The 20,360-nt window shown below is 46.5% G+C and carries 10 protein-coding genes; 3 read left to right on the forward strand and 7 right to left on the reverse strand.

Annotated elements, in window-relative coordinates; genetic code table 11:
- Positions 1-27: 27 nt before the first annotated feature.
- From ileS to RIF36_RS06270, 3 genes are all read right to left on the reverse strand, one after another.
- A complete protein-coding gene (gene ileS, locus RIF36_RS06260; RefSeq protein ID WP_350126403.1) occupies positions 28-3,396 on the reverse strand; it encodes an isoleucine--tRNA ligase in 3,369 nt (1,122 codons plus the stop codon).
- A 31-nt stretch (positions 3,397-3,427) separates the two neighbouring features.
- A complete protein-coding gene (locus tag RIF36_RS06265) occupies positions 3,428-5,851 on the reverse strand; it encodes an efflux RND transporter permease subunit (protein WP_350126406.1) in 2,424 nt (807 codons plus the stop codon).
- Between the two features lie 72 nt (positions 5,852-5,923).
- Entirely contained in the window at positions 5,924-7,264 is a 1,341-nt protein-coding gene (locus RIF36_RS06270; RefSeq protein ID WP_350126409.1) for a deoxyguanosinetriphosphate triphosphohydrolase, read from the reverse strand.
- Positions 7,265-7,352: 88 nt separating this feature from the next.
- On the opposite strand from RIF36_RS06270, the gene RIF36_RS06275 reads away from it, so the two are divergent.
- A complete protein-coding gene (locus tag RIF36_RS06275; protein WP_350126412.1) occupies positions 7,353-8,255 on the forward strand; it encodes a dioxygenase family protein in 903 nt (300 codons plus the stop codon).
- Between the two features lie 124 nt (positions 8,256-8,379).
- Here RIF36_RS06275 and RIF36_RS06280 read toward each other — a convergent pair whose 3' ends face one another.
- Entirely contained in the window at positions 8,380-9,177 is a 798-nt protein-coding gene (locus RIF36_RS06280; RefSeq protein WP_350126415.1) for a zinc-dependent peptidase, read from the reverse strand.
- A gap of 60 nt (positions 9,178-9,237) precedes the next feature.
- Here RIF36_RS06280 and RIF36_RS06285 point away from each other — a divergent pair, with 60 nt between their 5' ends.
- A complete protein-coding gene (locus RIF36_RS06285; protein WP_350126418.1) occupies positions 9,238-10,596 on the forward strand; it encodes a Fic family protein in 1,359 nt (452 codons plus the stop codon).
- A gap of 17 nt (positions 10,597-10,613) precedes the next feature.
- Here the strand turns inward: RIF36_RS06285 and RIF36_RS06290 are convergent, their stop codons facing one another.
- Positions 10,614-12,095, reverse strand: a complete 1,482-nt coding sequence (locus RIF36_RS06290; protein WP_350126421.1) for a glycine--tRNA ligase — start codon at positions 12,093-12,095, stop codon at positions 10,614-10,616.
- A gap of 135 nt (positions 12,096-12,230) precedes the next feature.
- Positions 12,231-14,138 carry a cation:proton antiporter domain-containing protein gene (locus RIF36_RS06295; RefSeq protein ID WP_350126424.1) on the reverse strand — a complete coding sequence of 636 codons (1,908 nt, stop codon included), beginning with the start codon at positions 14,136-14,138 and terminating at the stop codon, positions 12,231-12,233.
- Positions 14,139-14,401: 263 nt separating this feature from the next.
- Between RIF36_RS06295 and RIF36_RS06300 the strand changes: the two genes are divergently transcribed.
- The gene (locus RIF36_RS06300; protein ID WP_350126427.1) at positions 14,402-15,169 is read left to right on the forward strand and encodes a DUF547 domain-containing protein; all 768 of its coding nucleotides are present in this window, start codon (positions 14,402-14,404) and stop codon (positions 15,167-15,169) included.
- Positions 15,170-15,200: 31 nt separating this feature from the next.
- Here RIF36_RS06300 and RIF36_RS06305 read toward each other — a convergent pair whose 3' ends face one another.
- Positions 15,201-20,345 (reverse strand): PKD domain-containing protein, encoded by a 5,145-nt coding sequence (locus RIF36_RS06305; protein WP_350126430.1) that lies wholly within the window; start codon positions 20,343-20,345, stop codon positions 15,201-15,203.
- Between the last annotated feature and the right edge of the window lie 15 nt (positions 20,346-20,360).

Here is a 20,360-nt window from a genome sequence, read left to right on the forward strand (position 1 = left end):
TAGTGTTGGCTTCGGCGATTGATCTCTTTAAACGGTTACTTTGACTTCGAGGTTAAACTCATCCATATCCAAAACAACTGCGTCAGTCAAATCTCCAACCATTTCAAGCGAAAGAGCCTGAGTCTCGCTGCAAATATAGTCTTTGAAACTAATCAAAGCCTCATTTACCATTTTTTCACTTTCTTTAACAGACAGCCTGATTTTGTCCTGTACCTCAAGCCCCATGTCTTTCCTCAGGTTTTGCACCCTGTTCACAAGGTCACGGGCGATCCCTTCCTTCTTCAGATCATCGGTAATTGTGATGTCGAGGGCTACAGTTAGCCCATTTTCACTCGCCACCAACCAGCCGGGGATATCCTCTGAAGAAATCTCAAAGTCTTCCGGAGAAAGCTCTATGTCTCCCTTGGCAGTTTTCAGCAAGAATTTGCCGGAAGCCTCCAGGCTAACAATATCCTCCTGTGTCATTTGCTTTACCGCAGCGGTAATGTCCTTCATGATCGGGCCATGGTGCTGACCCAGCTTTCTGAAGTTCGGCTTGATACTCTTTACCAGGATACCAGATGTATCGTCGATGTACTCTATCGCCTTCACATTGACTTCTGACAAAATAAGGTCTTCCACGGCTTCGATATAATGCCTGGTAGAAGCATTCAGTACAGGAATAAGAATTCTCGACAATGGCTGACGCACCTTGATCATCTGCTTCTTGCGTAATGAGTGTATCAACGACGATACCTCCTGCGCCAGGGCCATCTTCGTTTCCAACTCTTTGTCAATGGCCGACTCGTCTGCCATAGGGAAAGCTGCCAGGTGCACCGACTCTTCGGTTTCCTTTCCGGATACCTTGTTGAGGTCAGCGAAAATGCGCTCCATATAAAACGGAGCAATGGGCGCTGCGAGGCGAGCTACCGTCTCCAGGCAGTCGTACAACGTTTGGTAAGCGGCTTTCTTGTCTTCGTTGTACTCACCTTTCCAGAAACGCTTCCTGTTCAGGCGCACATACCAGTTGGACATATCGTCCACAACAAAATTCTGAATCAACCGACCGGCCTTCGTTGGCTCGTACTCGTCATAGGCTTCTGCTACCTGCTTTTTCACTGTATTCAGGCGTGAGGTAATCCATCGGTCGCTCTCTGTTCTCCTACTCAAAGGAACAGCCGCCTCACTATAGTTGAAGCCATCCAAATTGGCGTAAAGCGCAAAGAAATTGTAGGTATTGTACAGGGTTCCAAAGAAACGGCGCTGTACTTCTACTATTCCATCGATATCAAATTTCAGGTTGTCCCATGGGTTGGCATTGGTGATCATGTACCAACGGGTGGGGTCGGCGCCGTACTTCTCCAATGTAACGAAGGGGTCGGCGGCATTGCCCAGACGCTTCGACATTTTATTGCCGTTTTTGTCCAGCACCAAGCCGTTGGCAATTACATTTTTGAAAGCCACACTATCGAACAACATCCCTGCTATAGCGTGAAGTGTGAAAAACCAGCCACGGGTTTGGTCTACACCTTCGGCGATATAATCCGCAGGATAGTTGGCTTCAAATACCTCCTTGTTTTCAAATGGGTAGTGCCACTGTGCGTAAGGCATAGCGCCTGAGTCAAACCAAACGTCGATCAGGTCAGTCTCCCGGCGCATGGGACGGCCGCTGTCGCTTACCAAAACCACATCATCCACGAAAGGCCTGTGCAGATCCATGTCATCAGCGACAGGCGCTTTCATTAGTCCTGCCTTTACAGCCTTTTCTGATTCGGCTTTTAGCTCAGCAAATGAGCCAATGCATTTCATTTCCGACCTGTCGTCTGTTGCCCAGATAGGCAAAGGCGTGCCCCAGAAACGGCTGCGGCTCAGGTTCCAGTCCACCAGGTTCTCCAGCCAGTTGCCAAAGCGGCCGGTTCCGGTCGACTGAGGCTTCCAGTTGATGGTGTTGTTCAGGGCCACCAGCTTGTCTTTGTAAGCCGTGGTTTTGATGAACCAGGAGTCCATCGGATAGTAAAGCACCGGCTTATCCGTTCTCCAGCAATGAGGGTAGGTGTGCTCGTATTTCTCTACCTTAAACGCTTTATTCTCCTGCTTGAGGATGATGGAAATGATGACGTCCGTCGATTTGAAATTTGGATTGCTTTCATCCTCCTCTTTATAATTCTTTACATAAAATCCGTCTTCCTCATATTCCTTGTGGGCAGTGATGTCCCACTCCTTCATCTTGGCTTTCAGGTAGGCGCCCACTTCATTGACAAACTTTCCTTTCTTGTCAACGATAGGCACTTCAAAGCCACCCTCATCTTTCACAAAGACTCCGGGCAGATTGTTCTGCACAGAAGTTCGAAAGTCATCCGCTCCAAAGGTCTTGGAAATGTGCACAATGCCTGTGCCGTCTTCGGTCGTCACAAAATCGCCAATCACCACGGTGAAGGCAGGTTTTTCCAGCTTCACCACCGGAACTAGCTGCTCGTAGGACATACCTGCCAGGTCTTTGCCTTTGTATTCCTGCACCACTTTGAAAGGTATCAGTTTATCGCCAGGTTTATAGTCTTCAAGCTTTAGGTCGGCGGCCTTCTGATTGAAGTAGGCGCTGACTCTATCTTTTGCCAGGATTACATTTACAGGCGCAAAAGTATACTGATTGAAAGTGGCAACCTTCACGTAGGCAATCTCTTTGCCTACAGCCAGACCATTGTTGGCTGGCAAAGTCCATGGGGTGGTGGTCCAGGCCAGGAAGTAGTCACTTTCCGTCCCTTCAATCTTAAACTGCGCCGCAATGGTAGTGTCCTTCACCATTTTGTAGGTGCCGGGCTGGTTCAGCTCATGAGAGCTAAGGCCGGTGCCCGCTGCGGGCGAATATGGTTGAATGGTGTAGCCCTTGTAGAGAAGGCCCTTGTCGTAAAACTTCTGCAACAAATTCCAGACAGACTCAATATAATCTTTCTCGAAGGTGATGTAAGGATCATCCAAATCGACCCAATAGCCCATTTTTTCAGTAAGGTCGTCCCACTGGCCTTTGAACTTCATCACCGCCTCACGGCACTTCTGGTTGTACTCTTCAACTGATATTTTCTTGCCGATATCGTCTTTGGTGATGCCCAGCTCTTTCTCGACCTGAAGCTCCACTGGCAAACCATGGGTATCCCAACCGCCTTTTCTTTTTACCTGAAAGCCTTGCTGCGTTTTGTAACGACAAAAAATATCCTTCACCGTCCTCGCCATCACGTGGTGAATACCCGGTGTGCCATTGGCCGATGGGGGACCCTCGTAGAAAGTAAAAGTCGGGCGGCCCTCTCTTGAGCTTACAGATTTTTCAAATATTTTCTTCTGCTTCCAGTCTTCCAGCACTTCGGAAGCTACCTTGGCCAAGTCTATAGATTTATACTCTCTGTATTTCACAGCTTTCGTCATGATCTTCTCCTGAAAATTCAATCTTTAAGTACTACGATTGTGATTCTTTGCTATTGAGCTCTTCCAGCTTAATTCGGTCAATGTCAATTTCTTCGTCGTCATTTTCCGTGTAAAAATCGCTATAGCTATCAATAAGCAAATGCTCGTTTTTGTTTCTCTTGCCGCTGTCGAATCGCAGCAATAAAGACGGCAGCAAGATGGTGTTCGTAAACATGGCAAAGAACAAAGTGGTAGAGGTAAGTGTTCCGAGCGCCACAGTTCCGCCGAATTCTGAAAACGCAAATATTACGAAGCCAAAGAAAAGAATGATCGAAGTATAGATCATGCTCGACCCCACTTCTTTAATGCTTTTGCTCACAGCCACAGGCACAAAGAAATCGTTCGCAAACAATTCCAGCCTGTATTTAGCCAGGAAGTGGATGGAGTTATCAACCGATATTCCGAAAGCAATACTAAAAATAAGAGCGGTGCTCGGCTTCAGCGGTATTCCGAAATAACCCATGATTCCAGCAGTAATAACCAACGGAATGAAGTTGGGTATCAGGGAAACGATGATCATCCGCAGGTTTCTGAAAAGCAGCCCCATTACAATAGCGATAACAAAAAAGGCCAGCACCATGCTACTGATAAGGTTTTGTATCAGGAATTTGTTGCCTTTTATAAAGAGCAACGTTGTGCCGGTGATCGTTGCCGACATTTTTGTTCCTTCAAAAAGATCGGTAATCTTTGGCTCTATTACCTGAGTGACCAGGCTGTCCATTTTATCAGACCCTACATCGGCGATGCGCACTGACACACGGACGATCTGACCTGTTGAGTCTATAAAGTTACTGGCCAGGCCTGAGCTCATTCCAGCCTCACCCTGCAGATAGCGAAGCACAAAAGCCTGATCTCTGCTGGTTGGCAGCGAATAAAACGCAGGGTTTTCGTTATAAAACGCCTGCCGGGCAGCTTTCACAAAACTTACTATCGAAACAGGCTGAGAGATGTAAGGTATGCTGTCGAGAAAATTGACCAACTGATCAATTTTCCTGAGGTTATTCAGGTTGAGTACTCCCTTTTTGTTGCCAGTGTCAATCAAGAGTTCCAGTGGCATCACACCACTAAAGTTCTCCTCAAAGAAAGCGAGGTCATACCTAACGGGGCTATCGTCCGGCAGGTCATCGATCATATGTGAAACTGCTCTGATACGAGTCATTCCAAATATCGACACCGCTACCAATACTATTGAGAACAAAAACACTTTGTATTTGTGCCTGTGCACCAAAAGGTCTATCCCGTAAAGAAGCTTAGCCAGCGGCTTCATGTCGAGGTGCTTCAGGTGCCGCTTTTTAGGTGGGGGCAAATAAGAGAAGACAGTCGGGATGAATATGATGCTCACTATGAAAGTGGACATGATATTGATGCCTGCGATAGTTCCAAATTCACGAAGCACCACAATATCAACGATAAGAAGCACCAGAAATCCAATGGCTGTGGTGAAGTTGGTCATCAACGTCACAATACCAATCCGCCTGATCATGTTCGACAGGGCCATCATTTTGTCGCCATGCAGGGCATATTCCTGGTGGTATTTGTTGAGCAAATACACGCAGTTGGGTATGCCTATGACGACAATAATCGGCGGAATGAGCCCAGTAAGGAGTGTGATTTTATAGCCAAAGAGAGACAGTGTCCCCATCACCCATACGATCATGGTGCCAATGAGAATGAGCGGGAAAAGCACAGCCTGGAATGACCGGAAGAAAAAGAAAAGGATGATGCCCGTAACAATGACTGAAAGCACCAGAAATAGCTGGAGCTCGGCCTTTACCTTACTTGTGTTGATAAAGCGGATGTAGGGCAAGCCAGCATAGTGTAGCTTGATGCCCGTTTCCTCTTCAAATAGCTGAGCCACCATTAGCACATCGCCCACCACACCATCACGGTTTTTTGTACTCAGAATCTCCTTGTTGATGGACACCATGATAAGCGTGGCTCCATTGTCAGGGTTGATTAGCTGACCACTATAAACTTTGATTTGGTTAGCCTCCCGCAACATAGAGTCGAGCGCCGGTTGCGTGTCAGGAATGCTCGTGAAAAACGGCTTCATTTCAAGCCGCTTTTTTTCATCGTTCTTCACCAGGTGCTGTAGGCTGGGAAGGGAAAGTACGTTTGTGATATTGTTGATGCGAGCCAGCTCGTCGGCCAGATACCTGAACTTTTGGAAGTTCTCTACCTTGTAAATGGCGCTGTCTTTTACGCCGATAGCCAGCATGTTTCCATCTTCACCAAACAGCTTTTTGAATTCCTGAAAATAGACCATGTCGGGGTCTGTATCCGGAACTGTTTTGGCAAGATCGAACGACCACTCAACTTTCCGGGCCTGATAGCCAAAAAAGGCTGTAAGGAGAACCAGAATGATAAGAAGGGGAAGCCTGAATTTCAGGATGATATGTGCTAACTGGGTCCACATTTCCAAACGGAGCACAAATGTAATGAAATAATCTTTCTAAGGTAGTTGGGGGTCATTATTCCTTTGCTATTTCTACGATCTTATTCCTGGCAGCGAGATGCCGGTAAGATTTCTGTACAAAGAAAGTGCATGACCATCGGTGAGGCCGGAAATAAAGTCAAGCACCGTTCGTAAGAGTTGATAGGTCGTTTCTGACTTTTGAACGCCCAAAAGAATGTCTGACGGCATGAGTTTGTATACGAGCTGGTCTCTATAGCCTGGCTTGTCATCAAAATGAACCTTGTAGGCAGCGCTACAGAAAGCCTCCATCAAACCTGAGATTACCTGAAACCCTGCCGCTTCTTTTTCGATTACTTGCCTCGACTGATAAATTTGCGCCACAGATAGTTTGCTGATTTTTTCCAAAGTGTCACAGCAAGGTACCAGCGAAAACAAGTCAGCGTTTAATGTCCCGTCAAGGATTTCCCTTTCGTTCTCCAAAAAAGCTTTTGTTAACTGCCCCACCAGAATGTTGATGGCCAGGGCTCTGAGCGTCGCCATCTTTTCTTCTACGGTTTCCAGCTCATCAAGCTTCTCCGCTTTGTAGGCATCGCCTATTATTTCGGCCAGCAAGTCTCTTGCCACCTCGTAGCGCACCCAGCCAAGTCGGCACCCATCCTCCAGATCGATGATATGGTAGCAGGTGTCGTCAGCAGCTTCCACCAGGAAAACCAACGGGTGCCTGGCCCAGGCTATGTTTTTTATTTCTTCTTTCAGGCTGGTGGCTATTGCTACTTCCTGAAAGATGTTTGCCTCTGTCTGATAAAAACCAAACTTCTTCTGGCTCTTTTTCTCTTTACTCTTCCCGTCAAATGATGACTGACAGGGGTACTTTGTAAATGCCGCCAGCGTAGCATGCGTAAGCCGCAGCCCTTTGTTCTGAGCATGACAAAGCAGCCGAAGCCCCTGGGCATTGCCCTCAAATGAAACAAGATCAGCCCATTCCGCTTTTGTTACTTTCGACTCGAATATCCTTCCTTCGACGTGGTTGAGAAAAAACTCTGAAATGGCCTTTTCGCCAGAATGGCCAAACGGTGGGTTGCCAATATCGTGTGCCAGGCAGGCAGCAGCCACTATAGAGCCAAAGTCTGAGGAAGTTAGCTCAAGATCCTTTTCTCTCTCCAATATTTTCTCACCTACCATTTTTCCAAGCGACCTGCCTACGCTCGACACCTCGAGGCTGTGAGTGAGCCGGTTATGCACAAAGTCGTGATCCGGCAGAGGAAAGACCTGCGTTTTGTCCTGCAGCCTGCGAAAAGGATAGGAGAAAATAATGCGGTCGTAGTCCATTTCGAAAGGACTGCGGGCAGGGTCGAAGTTGATGCTTTTGGTGGCGCCGTATCGTTGGCTGTTGAGGAGTTCTTTCCAGATCATTGAGCCAAAGTTAGCGACAATTCATAGCTTGATAAATTTCATCTCAAGAAATGTTTCGCTAACTTAAGTTATCCGAAAACCAAAATATATGAAAAGAAGACAATTTATAGTGCAGTCTGGTTTTGTGGCAATGAGTATGTCGGCCTTTGGAAGCATTAGCTGGAATGGGAAAGAATTCATGGGTTCTACTCCTACCACCAGTGACATTCTTGGTCCATTTTATCGTCCCGGATCTCCGCTAAGAACCAACCTTATTCCGCCCGATAGCAATATGCCAATTATGGAACTTTCAGGAACAGTTTACGATGAGGATGGTGTCACTGCGTTACCTGATGTTTTGATCGAATCATGGCAATGCGATGAAAATGAAAAATATGATAATATTTCAAACGAATACATTTTAAGAGGTGCACAAAAAACAAATGAGAATGGGCAGTATAATTTTCGAACTATAATCCCTATTCCGTATCAAGATGAAGTAGTGGGCTGGAGACCTGCTCATATTCACCTACGAATTTCCAGTCCTGATCGGCAAGATTTAATTACTCAGATATATTTCAAAAATGACCCCTATATATCCTCTGATCCCCCCGCAAATTCTAGCGAATCTCAGAACAGGATATTAGAATTAGAACAAACTGCAACAGGCGAAACACAAGTAGAATTCAATATTGTACTCGGACAAAGTTATTCACTTGATGACACGGGATATCAAAAGATTACTGGATTATACCAAGTAGAACAAGGCTTGGTTGAATATTATCGAGAGGATGACTTGCTTTTTGCAAAGTTAAATGGTCAAATCCTTGAGGGTTTTGTATATCAGGGAAACAACACCTTTGTAGGTGGTAATAAAATGAACAGTGTGAGATTTGAATTTTCCCTCGATGGTTCGACAAAAGCACATATTACATATTGGGAAAACTGGCCAGGAGTTGAAGGGTTTCCAATGAAAATGGAAGGTATAAAAGCTTTTAATTATGGTCATTGATAAATTCTGGGCAATAGTAAAAAGTCGCTAACAAATGCTTCCATGAATATGCAAGCTGAGGACTTAGAAAGGTCTCTGCAAACATCGAACTTAATCAAGTTGAGCAACTGCATCCATACTCATTTTAGCTTGACGATAATAACCGGATGGGATCCTGCCTTAATAAAAGGACTGTAAACTTATAGAGCCTGGGATGCTCCAGGTGAAACTCGGTCGGCCTCTCGAAGAAATTCTCTATGGCCACGGCAAAAAACTCGTCTATGGAAACGCCTCCATAGCTTCTGAAGAAGGTTTCAGTTCCTTCTCGTATTTCGCCGATAGTATTACGGGCAATAGTAGTCCACTCCTGGAGCACGCCTTCATCGAAGAAGTTATACTCTTCATTAAATATTCCATTCTCCAGCTTCAGGGCGTGAGCCATTTCGTGCAGGCCAAGATTGCGTCCATCAGACCCATCGGCATAGCCACTCACAAAGCTTTTCCAGGACAGGACAATAATGCCGCCTCCCAGGTTCACTTCACCCCGATGGTAGCGTTTGAAAATGGTGCTGTAGTAGTCATCAGGGTAGACCAGTATTCTGCTGAAGTTCTCGAGATAGATATCAGGCAGGCCAAAAGTGAGCTGGGTAGCCGCTGCCGAGATCAGCACCTTCATTTCTTCCGTTACCGACTGCATTTGGCGAGGTGTGAAATCTTTGCGGTCGATAAATTCTATGAGCTTATTTTCGAATTCGATTTTATATACAGCGGGAAGGCGCCTGTAGTAGTCAAAATGCTTTTCTATATGGGGGCGAACCCGGTCGGGAGTCAATGATGAGCTTTCCCAACGCATCCATCGCCAGTAACTTTCTGAGCGGGCGCTTCTTCTTACGACAACCCACAAAAATGCAAATACTACACCAGCAGATAGAAAATAAGCCATTCAGGTTGGAATGAGGTAACTAATACTTGGTATCTTTAAACCATAAGAATAACGAAAAGGATGGATTCCGTTGCAAAAGCGCTTCAATTAAAAAAGGAACTAGACCAGCTCAGGCCCATTAAACCTGAAGACGAAAGAAGGATTATGGACAAGTTCCGACTGGACTGGAACTACCATTCCAATAACCTTGAAGGCAACTCACTCACCTACGGAGAAACGAAGGCATTGATACTTTTTGGCATTACAGCTCAGGGCAAACCTCTGAAGGATCACTTTGAGATTACAGGCCACAATGAAGCCATCAACCTGGTACTGGATGTAGTAAGAGAAGAAAGACCTCTTTCCGAGAATTTCATTCGAGAGCTTCACAAGCTCCTTCTGAAGGAATCCTACGAAGCCGATGCCATTACACCCGATGGCAAGCCCACAAAAAAGAGAATCACGATTGGTGCCTATAAAACTCAGCCCAATCATGTGAAAACGAAAACCGGGGAAATATTTCGCTTTTCTACGCCTGAAGAAACTCCCGCACTGATGCACGACCTCATGGAGTGGTTGCGGGAAAAGAAAGGAGAAAAAGACATCAACCCGGTTTTAGTGGCGGCTGAATATCACTACAGGTTTATCAGAATACACCCCTTCGACGATGGCAATGGAAGAGTGGCAAGAATCCTGATGAATTTCATTTTGATGCAGTATGGCTTCCCGCCGGTTATCATCAAGACTGAGGACAAAGAAAATTACTTTTCAGTGCTGCGACTTGCAGATGCAGGTCAGATAGAGCCATTTATTGAGTACATCGGGGATAACCTTGTCAGGTCTTTGGAGATTATGATCAAGGGAGCAAACGGAGAAAGTGTTGAAGAGCCGGATGATTTGGACAAGGAGATAGCACTGCTTGACAAGAAACTTGAAAGTCTAATAAATTTGTCTGGAGTCGTAAAATCAAAGGGCTACCTTACAAATTTTCTAAATCCTTTCATTTATTCCTTACAAGAGGAGCTGCGGAAATCATGGAGAGTCTTCGAAAAACATTATGACAAAAGTGTAAGCAGAATTCTTTTAAACGGAAGTAAAACCAACTTGTTATTCAAACATAGTTTACATCTCCTAGTTGATGAAGTATTGGGTAAGACGGAAACAGAGATAACTATTATCAATTCATTTTCAGGCTTTAAGGCTGCTGCTGTCGGAAGTTTTGACTTTACATCTCAAGTCTCTGTAGTTTTCCATGAAGACCAAGTAATAATAAGTCTGCCAGAAGATTACCTAGTAATTTCATCTACTTACAATAAACCGCTTGAGCAAGATGATATTAGAAAAATTGTAAATGCAGACAAAAGACGACACAAAGAGTTGATTGAGAATAAAATTAGAGAAGCGGAGAGCAAAAACGTCACTCCCGCCAGGAAGCCCTAAAATTTAAAACAAACCTTTTAAAGCTTCTCAAATATCCTCTTAATAGAAACCGCCTCCCCTATTTTATCCTTCAATTCCGAGATATGCACTCTTTCCTGGGCCATGGTGTCACGGTGGCGGATGGTCACTGTATCGTTTTCCATGGTTTCGTAATCCACTGCGATGCAGAAAGGCGTTCCAATCAAGTCCTGGCGGGTGTAGCGCTTGCCGATCGACTGTTGCTCTTCGTAGATCAGGTTGAAGTCGTATTTCAGCATGTCGAAAATCTGGCGGCCCTTCTCAGGCAACCCATCTTTCTTCACCAACGGAAAAATGGCTGCCTTGATAGGTGCCAAAGCCGGGTGCAGCTTCAGGTATGTTCTTTCTTTCTTGTCTTCTCCTTCTCCCACAGTTTCCTCTGTGTAAGCATTGCTCAACACCATCAAAAATGCCCTGTCGGCACCAATGGAGGTTTCCACCACATACGGGATGTAATTCTGGTTGATCTCCGTATCGAAGTATTGCTGTTTCTTTTTAGAGAACTCCTGGTGGTTTTTCAGGTCAAAGTCAGTCCGGCTATGGATGCCCTCTACTTCTTTGAAGCCAAACGAGAATTGGTATTCAATATCCACGGCGGCGTTGGCGTAGTGCGCCAGCTTATCGTGGTTGTGGAACTTGAGCTTTTCAGCCGGCGTACCCAGCGCCAGGTGCCATTTCATACGAGCCTCTTTCCAGTACTCGTACCACTTCATTTCTTCGCCAGGACGGACGAAGAACTGCATTTCCATCTGCTCAAATTCCCTCATGCGGAAAATAAACTGGCGAGCGACGATCTCATTTCTAAAAGCCTTACCAATCTGCGCAATACCAAAAGGCACCTTCATTCTGGCGGTCTTCTGCACATTCAAAAAGTTGACGAAGATACCCTGCGCAGTTTCAGGCCTCAGATAAACAACGTCGGCCTCCTCAGATACCGAACCAATTTTGGTGGAAAACATCAGGTTGAACTGACGCACCTCGGTCCAATTGGCTGTTCCCGAAATAGGACACACTATTTTGTGAGCTTCAATCAGCTCCTTCACGCCCCTCAAGTCTTCTGCGGTCAGCAACCTGTTCATATCGGCGAGCAACTGCTCGGCTTTTTTTGCTTCGCCGTTGTTCTCATATTCCGTCGCTTTATCCTCAATGAGATTGTCGGCCCGGTAGCGCTTTTTCGAGTCTTTGTTGTCGATCATCGGGTCGTTGAACCCGTCGACGTGGCCAGATGCCTTCCAGGTAGTTGGATGCATGAAAATGGCCGCATCGATACCCACTATGTTCTCATTGAGGCGGGTCATACTTTCCCACCAAACTTTTTTGATATTATTCTTCAGCTCCACACCATAAGCACCATAATCATACACTGCCTGAAGGCCGTCATATATTTCACTTGACGGGTATATGAATCCATACTCCTTGGCATGAGCAATGAGGGTACGAAGCAAGTTGGTTTCTTCTTTAGGTGTGTTTTGAGAATTCATCAGTTCGTCTTATTCGGTTCCAAAAGAAAGAGAACCAGCCGTCGGCTGATTTCTTTTCAGGCCGCAAAGATATAGGATTAATGCTTGCAGAATAAAGAATTGAGAAGCAAAAATGGCTTATTCTGTGAAGACACGTTAGTTGCCAAATTTCAGCTCTATCTCGTCGAGGCTGCTGTTAGATCCAACCATGGTAACGATGTCACCCACCCGCAGCCGGGTGTAGCCGTGTGAAATGATCATTTGTCCGGCACGGCGCATAGAAAGAATGATGACCTCGGGGGGCAGACGAAGGCTCCGAAGTGGGAGTCCGTGAAGATCCGGGTTGCGAATAACAATGTCCCTAGTGTCCTGTCCATGCTCCATTCCAAGCAGTAAGCTCGTTGCCTGGGGTGAGCGCACAAAATGGTCAAGCAAGCTTACCATGGCTGTGGACGGGTCGATCACTTTCACTCCCAGGTGAACAAATTTGTCGAGGTTGACCCTTTCATTCAGGCGCACAACCACCTGTTTTGTCCCTATTTCTTCGTAGACTATCTCACATATTCTATAGTTCTCCTCGTCAGACAGTAGGGTTACTATGGCGTCAAATTTTTTAGCATCGATCCCCTCAAATAGCTTTTTGTCAATCTGAGTAACAAAATGAAGTTTAATGCCGTCAGGCACTTCCACATCCTTTTGATCACTCAACGTAATCATCTCTACTTTCCAGCCTTTTTCCATTAGCTGTCGTGAAAGGGCCAATGATTGGCTTTCGTAGCCAAAAATAAGGGCGTCCATTACGCCATCAAACCTGGGAACATCCGCTCTGCTTTTGTTTTCACCTACCAGGTCGATGGCCCAGCGCACGAATGGCGGGCCCACAAGTTGGTTGATAACTATGATGGCAATAATGAGTACTGCAAAATCTTCCCCCCACCCGGGAAACTGGTTGGCGATAACGGTTGCCAGACCAAGCGCTACCCCAGCCTGAGCAATGTATGGCATCCAAACCACCTTCAGAAACCTGTGCGGGTCTCCGGCCAGCATATTCCCCGCAAGGGCTCCCACCGTGGTTGCGAGCAGTCGGATAACAAAAAAAAGCAGCGCAATTCCCCAAACCTCCGCCAGTACAGGCAAGTCCATGGAAGCTCCCGTGAGTGTGAAAAATGCCACGTATACAGGCGTTCCTACTTCGTGGAGAATTTTAAGAAACTCTGGTCTGTAGTTGGAGTAATTGGCTACGTAAAAACTCCCAACGAGGCAAATAAGCAGCGGCTCCAGGTACAACCCGTGCCCTGTAAGCTCTTCGCTCCATACCAAAATGTGATGCGACAAAAAGTAAACCAGGTATCCCAGGGCTAAAATGAGAATGGTTTTGACCAGGTGCTTGATTCTCAGCTTTAAAAATGCCTCAAGTCCCTTGCCCACAAGAAAGCCCCCGACAAATGAAACGATCAGTTCAATAACAATAACCAGCAAGCTTGTGAGCTCAAAGCTATCACCATGCGCAAGTGTTTTTGCCACGGCCAAAATAATGGCAAACATCACAACCACTACAAAGTCCTTCACAATAGTGACACCAAGAACGACCTGAGTAAAAGGCCCCTTCGCTCTCAATTCATTAACGATAGCTATTACTGAAGCCGGAGAGGGCGTAACAAATATGACCCCCGTAAGCAACGAAACCGATAATTTGTCACCTAGTGAGAGCTCCTTCATAAAGGGGATCATCTCGGCGAGAAAAAACACAAGACCCCCACTTGCCAGAAAAGTGATGGCCGTTTGGGCAAAAGATTGAATCTTAATGCTCCGCAGCTTGCTCCGCATTTCGTTGAGATAAAGCTCTGAACCTGCGGCAAATGCGATATAAGCCAGGGCCGTCTCACTGATGAAGCTTAGTTGTACTTTGGCTATCTCTGGGATGAGGTTGAGCACGTAGGGCCCGGCCAAAACGCCAGTGATCATGAGCCCGGAAATCAAGGGCAAATGAATTTTTTGGAATTGGCGGGCTATTTGATTGGAGGACACGGCAACCAGGGCAAAACCCGCAATCAAAATGAGCATTTGTATCATTGTCGATTCCTCAATCAAACCTAGTCTTTAATATCAATCGAATACTTAAATAGAAGGTGTTGGAACCAAAAATTAGTCAAAAAAAGAGCATAAACCGTAATGAGATTTTTATTTTACACCAACTTTTGGTTAACCAATTTACCGTGAACAGGTTATCCTTCAGGAAAAACGATAGTGTCTTTTTCAAGACACATCTCATTTTGCCGCCAACAAGCGTTGGTTTCACTCGTTTGATCCTTAAAACACCTCTGGACATGAAGCATATCCTGTACACTTTTCTATTGCTGACCATCGTGAGCTGTGGTGCCGCCTCACCAGAGCAGGAAAACAGCAAGCCCATCAGTCATGCAAGTTTTGATGTGTTGCTAAAGAAGCACGTAAATAAAGACGGCTGGGTGAATTACGAAGGCTTCAAAGAAGACAGAGCGGATCTAAAGAAATACCTGGAACTGATTCAGAACAACGCTCCCAATGATAAGACCTGGAGCAAGAACGACAAGCTGGCATACTGGATCAATGCCTACAATGCTTTTACCATCGAGTTAATCCTACAATACTATCCCCTGGAAAGCATCAAAGACATCGGCAGCAAAATTCAAATACCTTTTGTGAATACTCCCTGGGATATCAAGTTCATCAAAATTGGAGGAAAGGAGATGGATTTGAATAATATTGAACACGGCATTCTCAGAAAGGAATTCAACGAGCCCAGGATACATTTTGCCGTCAATTGTGCTTCCTATTCATGCCCAGTGCTAAGGGCCGAGGCCTACATCGGCGCAAAGATTGACCAGCAGCTAAAAGAGCAGGCCATTAGCTTTGTCAACGACGAGAGACGTAACAAAATCACCAGTACAAGCGCTCAGTTGTCAAAACTCTTCGATTGGTACAGCGGTGATTTCACTAAAGACAAGAACCTGAAAGATTTTATCAATCAGTTTGCCAAAGTAAAGATCGCAGATAAAACCAAAGTCAGCTACATTGACTATGACTGGCGACTGAATGACTCAAAGGACTTTTAGAAATGAGGTCGGCTCACCGCCGACCTCATTTTTATCGCTTCAGAATCCGGGTTGAATACTGCCCCCCTTCCTTTTGGATAGTAAGGAGATAAACACCACTTGGCAGGTCTGCCATATCAATCCTTGCGGCTCCTATCACCTCCGTTTGTGCCTTCAAAAGCTTTCCCGACAAGTCTGTTAACCGAATATTGAATGGCCCAATTTTGCCTGCCTCCGACGTAACATTAACCACCGCCGTAGTTGGGTTGGGGTAAACTTTAACATTTTGTTTCAAATCATCGGCTACAGAAAGCACTTCTGTGAGAATAATGGCGGTGCTTTGCTTGTTGTTGGTTTCATCTTTCTCTTCGATCAAGCTCTCTTCATCAACCACGGCAATTATAAAATACTCCCCGGCTGGCATAATCACCATGTCAAATGTGCCCGAGGCAGTTTGCTCTGCTCCATCCTCCATCTCTTCAAAAGCTACCGCACCTAAAAACTCATCCACGAACGAAAGATTTTCGTCCTCTGAAAGGTAAAAACTTACCTCAAAAGCACCTTCAGTGGGATCGTCGGAATCGTTAGAAACGGTGGCCCCAACGGTAATTTCTTTAGCGCTCTGAGAAGCAGGGACATTCAGGTCAGTAATGGTAAGGTCTGCAAAGCCCTTTTCTGGCGTTGATACTGCAAGCGAGGTTGTTTTTGAGGAAACTTCAAGCACATCGTTCACTGCATACAAGCGGTATTTATAGTCTGTCAATTCAAGCACGGCATCATCTGTAAATTCCGTGACATCGGCTTCCAACTCCGTCAGTGTAGTAAACGCTCCGGCTCCTACCGCCCTTTCCACAACAAAGGCAGTTTCCCTCGAAGAGTTGTCTGTCCATGAAAGTACCACTTTGCGGCCCGTTGCCTTATCGAGTGTGAGCACCGAGGGTGCCTCAAGAGGATCAAGCGTTTTGATTTCCACAACCTCGGTGTAGTCCGATTCACCTTCGGCATTAATACCTTTTACTTTATAGAAATAAGTTGTCGATGGAATTAAACCTACGTCATCAAAGGAAACTGTGTCGGCACCAATTGAACCAAGTGTGATAAACTGGTCGTTGTCGTCCGATCTTTGAATTTCAAAACTCTCTTCATCATCCGAATTGTCGATCCAATCGAGTGCTATTGACACTGAAGAGTTAGCTACCACGTTAAGTCCGGTGGGCGCTTCAACCGTAAACTCCGTCGTTGTTATTTCCACCACATTGCTATAATCGGAATCGCCATTTTTGTTGGTGGCTGCCACCCGGAAGAAATATTTGGTTGCTTCGGTGAGTCCTCCGCTGGTGTAACTAGAGGCATTGACCGGCAAGTCTTTAATCTTAGTGAAAGTGGTGCCATTAGTTGACCTTTCGACAAAAAATCCAGATTCATCGATCGCATTGTCTTCCCAGCTCAGTTTTACTTCTGAGGGTCTGGCCTCGGCGGTAAGAAGTGTGGGGGCTACTGGCGGATCTTTGCCAATAATAGCGCCGGCGATTCCACTTACGCTCAGTAAATCAAAGCCAGGAGAGGCCCCTCCTAAATCCAGTCCAACCACTTTTATGGCTATCACAGGCTCCTGAAAATTTATCGTTTCCAGGTCGAAAGTAGTTGTGACATTGCTGCTGTTAGTACCTATCGCTGTGCCAATAAAAGAGAAATCAACCCCATTGGCACTGACATACACATTGGCATATTCGTTGACTCCCTCACATTCCCTGATGAATATATCGTCCTGACCAGGGGCATTGATAATCACGTTGTCGGTAAACTCAACTGTGACGTACGACCCCAGGGGCAAGCTCACAAAGGTGTCGGTATTTCCATTGACATTGGTCGGAGCCAAAAGCCTCCTGTTGGTGAAAAAAGCATCACACTCTCCGCCATACAAGCCTGTGAAATCAGGGTTGGTATTGCTGTAATAGGAGTCTATCACGCCGTCAGAGAACTCAATGCCTGTGCTTACATAAACCCCTACATGGTCTTCAATCGTTAGGGTGTTTGCTTCAGCTCCTTTTGTCACCTTGAGGGTCACATTGAACTTACCGGAAGTATTATAAACAACAACTGGATTCTGACTGCTCGAAGTCGAAGGTGTTCCTCCTTCGAAAGTCCACGCCCAAGAGGTAGCACCTCCTGTTGATATGTCTGTGAACTTGATTTGATTGCCTACAAAAACAGTGGGCGTGTTGACCTTGAACTTCGCCTTCAAAGTTGAGTTGTCAGCGGTAACCGTCACATAGTTGGCTTTCAATATTTTATTCTGCTCCCCTTCTTTAAACACCACCAACTCTACATCAAATGAGCCAGTCGTTTCATATTTTACTGTCGGATTCAGTTCCGTTGAAGCGGAAGGCGTGCCCCCTTCGAAAAACCAGATAACCGACTCCGGCATCCCTTTGGAGGTGTTTGTAAACTTCACGGTGTTGCCTTGCACCACTGTTTGGATATCGGAGGTAAACAGCGCTTCAATTGGCCCATCATCTACCGGCCCCACCTGCACGTAGCCCTCAATCGTTTTGGTTGACGTTGCTCCGCTGGCATTTTTTGAAATAAGGGTCACTGTGTAGGCACCGTCGGTAGCATAGGTTACTGATGGGTTTTGAGAAGTTGAGGTCGCCGGTGTTCCCCCGTCGAAAGTCCAGGCCCAGGAGGTTGCTCCCTTCGACCTGTCAAAAAACTCCACAGCAGTGTTTTTCTCAGTAGCTCTGTTCTTAGCTACAAAGTTTGCTGAAAGTGCCGACTGTCCGGCAAAAATTGAGCTTGAGTAGAGGCCTCTGCCGTGAGTGGCTGCGATGACTTCAAAGTCTGAGTCCCTCATCTGAAGCATATCCACCCTCACATTGGCAAGGCCATTACTGAACTGCGCCCACGTTGGTGAGGCAGCTGAAACGCTTTTGGTACCCCAAATTCCCATATCAGTGGCGAGGATGACCTCGTCAAAGTTAGTCGGATTGAACAATGCCCAACGAACGGGCATATCGGGCAGGTTGCCTTCCCGGGCTGCCCAGGTAGTGCCACCATCGGCGGAATACCATATGGATGTTACTCCGTAGTTAGAAAATGTAACCAGTAGTTGGTTTTCGCTCCCTCCTATTTCAATACAGGAAATCCACCCGTTAGGGAAGTTTGGCCCGGTGATTTCGGTGACCACAGGTGCCGACGTATTGGCCTTGGCAACCTTAAAAACCCGGCCGCCGGCCGTACCAACGAATAAGGTAGTGGATGTGCGTGTGTGGGGCGACACCTTAAGATTGGATGCTTTTGTGCCAAGCGCAATCGTCAAGTCGCTTCGTATAAACCCTGTGGCTCCTTTAATGAACCTCGCTATTGTACCATCGGTCGCTGCCGAATAAAGGATATTGTTCTCATCGTCGTAGTCGGCCGGATTGATAAAGTGGCCTGTGGCCTCATCGCTGGCAATGGATGATGTAGTGCCCCAACTGTCGTTTGTAAACGTGTAGTCGTTGAACACGTAGGCAGCTATCTGGTTGGAACCATCGGTTTGATCGATAAAACAATAGGCACCGTCGCCCCCGCTCACTTCATCCGTAGCATTGATGCCAGCAGCCTGAAAACGCTGCGTGCCGTTGTCCTGGGCTCCTGCCAAAAAGTAGCTTTTGGCTTTGTCGGGGTGGATGGCACCTGCATAAAACTGCGTGACATTGTAGTTGTTGTTGCGTGCCACAATCTTATCGGTATTTGCCGGATCCGAGAAGTCGTTGGTCCAGAAAACCCCACCATCAGTGCCAAAAACTATTTCTGTGGAGCTGCCGGGTTTGAAGTGAATGGCGTGCTGGTCGGCATGTACATAAGAATAAGGCTTACTGCCCATATTGGCGTTGTTCGACCATTTAGAAATCTGCTTCCAGGTTTGCCCGGCATCGGTACTCCTGAAAAGGTTGATGGCACCAATCACTACTGTGCTATCTTTGGCCGGATCCACCGCTGAAATAAGGTCGTACCAAGCCTGACCTCTTGTGAAGTCAGCCGGTTCAATGCCGTTATCGTCGTCATCTGGCAAAGCCATATTCACCCAGGTTACGCCTGCATCGGCCGTGCGCTTCATCTGAAATATTTTGTTGTCGCTTTCGATGAGGGCATATACTACACCGCTGGCTGACGGAGCTACGCCCAGCTCAACCCTGCCGTCGCCTCCTGACGTATAAGCTGTTGTCCAGGTAGTTCCATTTGTCGATTTCAGGATCCTCCCTCCCCCTTCTCCAAAGCTGGCCGATGTAGTACCAACCCACAAACCTCCATCAGCTGCAATTTCTATGTCGGCCACCCCCGGAGGATAGCTTTGACCCGGCACATTGGTTAATACCTGGGTAAATGACGTGCCGCCATCAGTCGACCGGTAAAGCCCCTCGCTACTTCCCGCAAAGACTCCTTCGTGGAACCTTTTCACCACGCCCACATATAACTCGCTGAGCCCGTTGGCGTTTCTCACCACCAAATCATTCACATAATAAAAATCTTTAGATTGCTCCAGCTGTGTCCAGGTAGTGCCACCATTGGTTGATTTCCATATCCCGTGCCCTCTTACGCTACTAGATCCTCCGGCAGTAAAGCCTTCTCCGGTTCCTACATAAAATACCTGTTTGTTATTTGGGTCATAGGCAATTGAACTCACTGCCAGGTTGCTCCAGAAGTCATTCACCTTAGTCCACGATGACGAGGCGCTTGAGATATCATTGTTGAACCAAAGACCACCAGAAATGCCAGCAGCCCACACTTTCTTACCTGTGGCGTCGTTGGGGTCCCACATAAGTGCCCGGGTGCGTCCGCCTACATTGTTTGGCCCACGTTCTACCCACGGAGCCGTGGACTCTCCCGGCAGGGTGCCGTAAGTCCTGGCATTTTTAGTTGCATCCATTATACCGGGCAATTTTTCAGGAGTAGGCCTTTTCAACTCCGGATCCATCGTCATCAAGAACTCCTGCTGCATCCTAAGGTCTGGCCTGTCTCGCTTCTTTTCTTCCCCAACACCCTCGCATGCCTGGTCAGATTTGCTGATCATTGAATAAGGATGCTCCCTTATGAACGCTTCATATGTGATCCGTGAATCAATTGGCCGATTTTCCTCTTGAACAAAAAGGACGGTTGAGCCTACAAAAAATAAAAATAACAGGCCATTGAGATAGTGCTTCCTCTTTATCATAAGGGGTCGGGTTAG

Origin of the sequence: Imperialibacter sp., from assembly GCF_040222815.1 — a bacterium.
Taxonomy (GTDB): domain Bacteria; phylum Bacteroidota; class Bacteroidia; order Cytophagales; family Cyclobacteriaceae; genus Imperialibacter.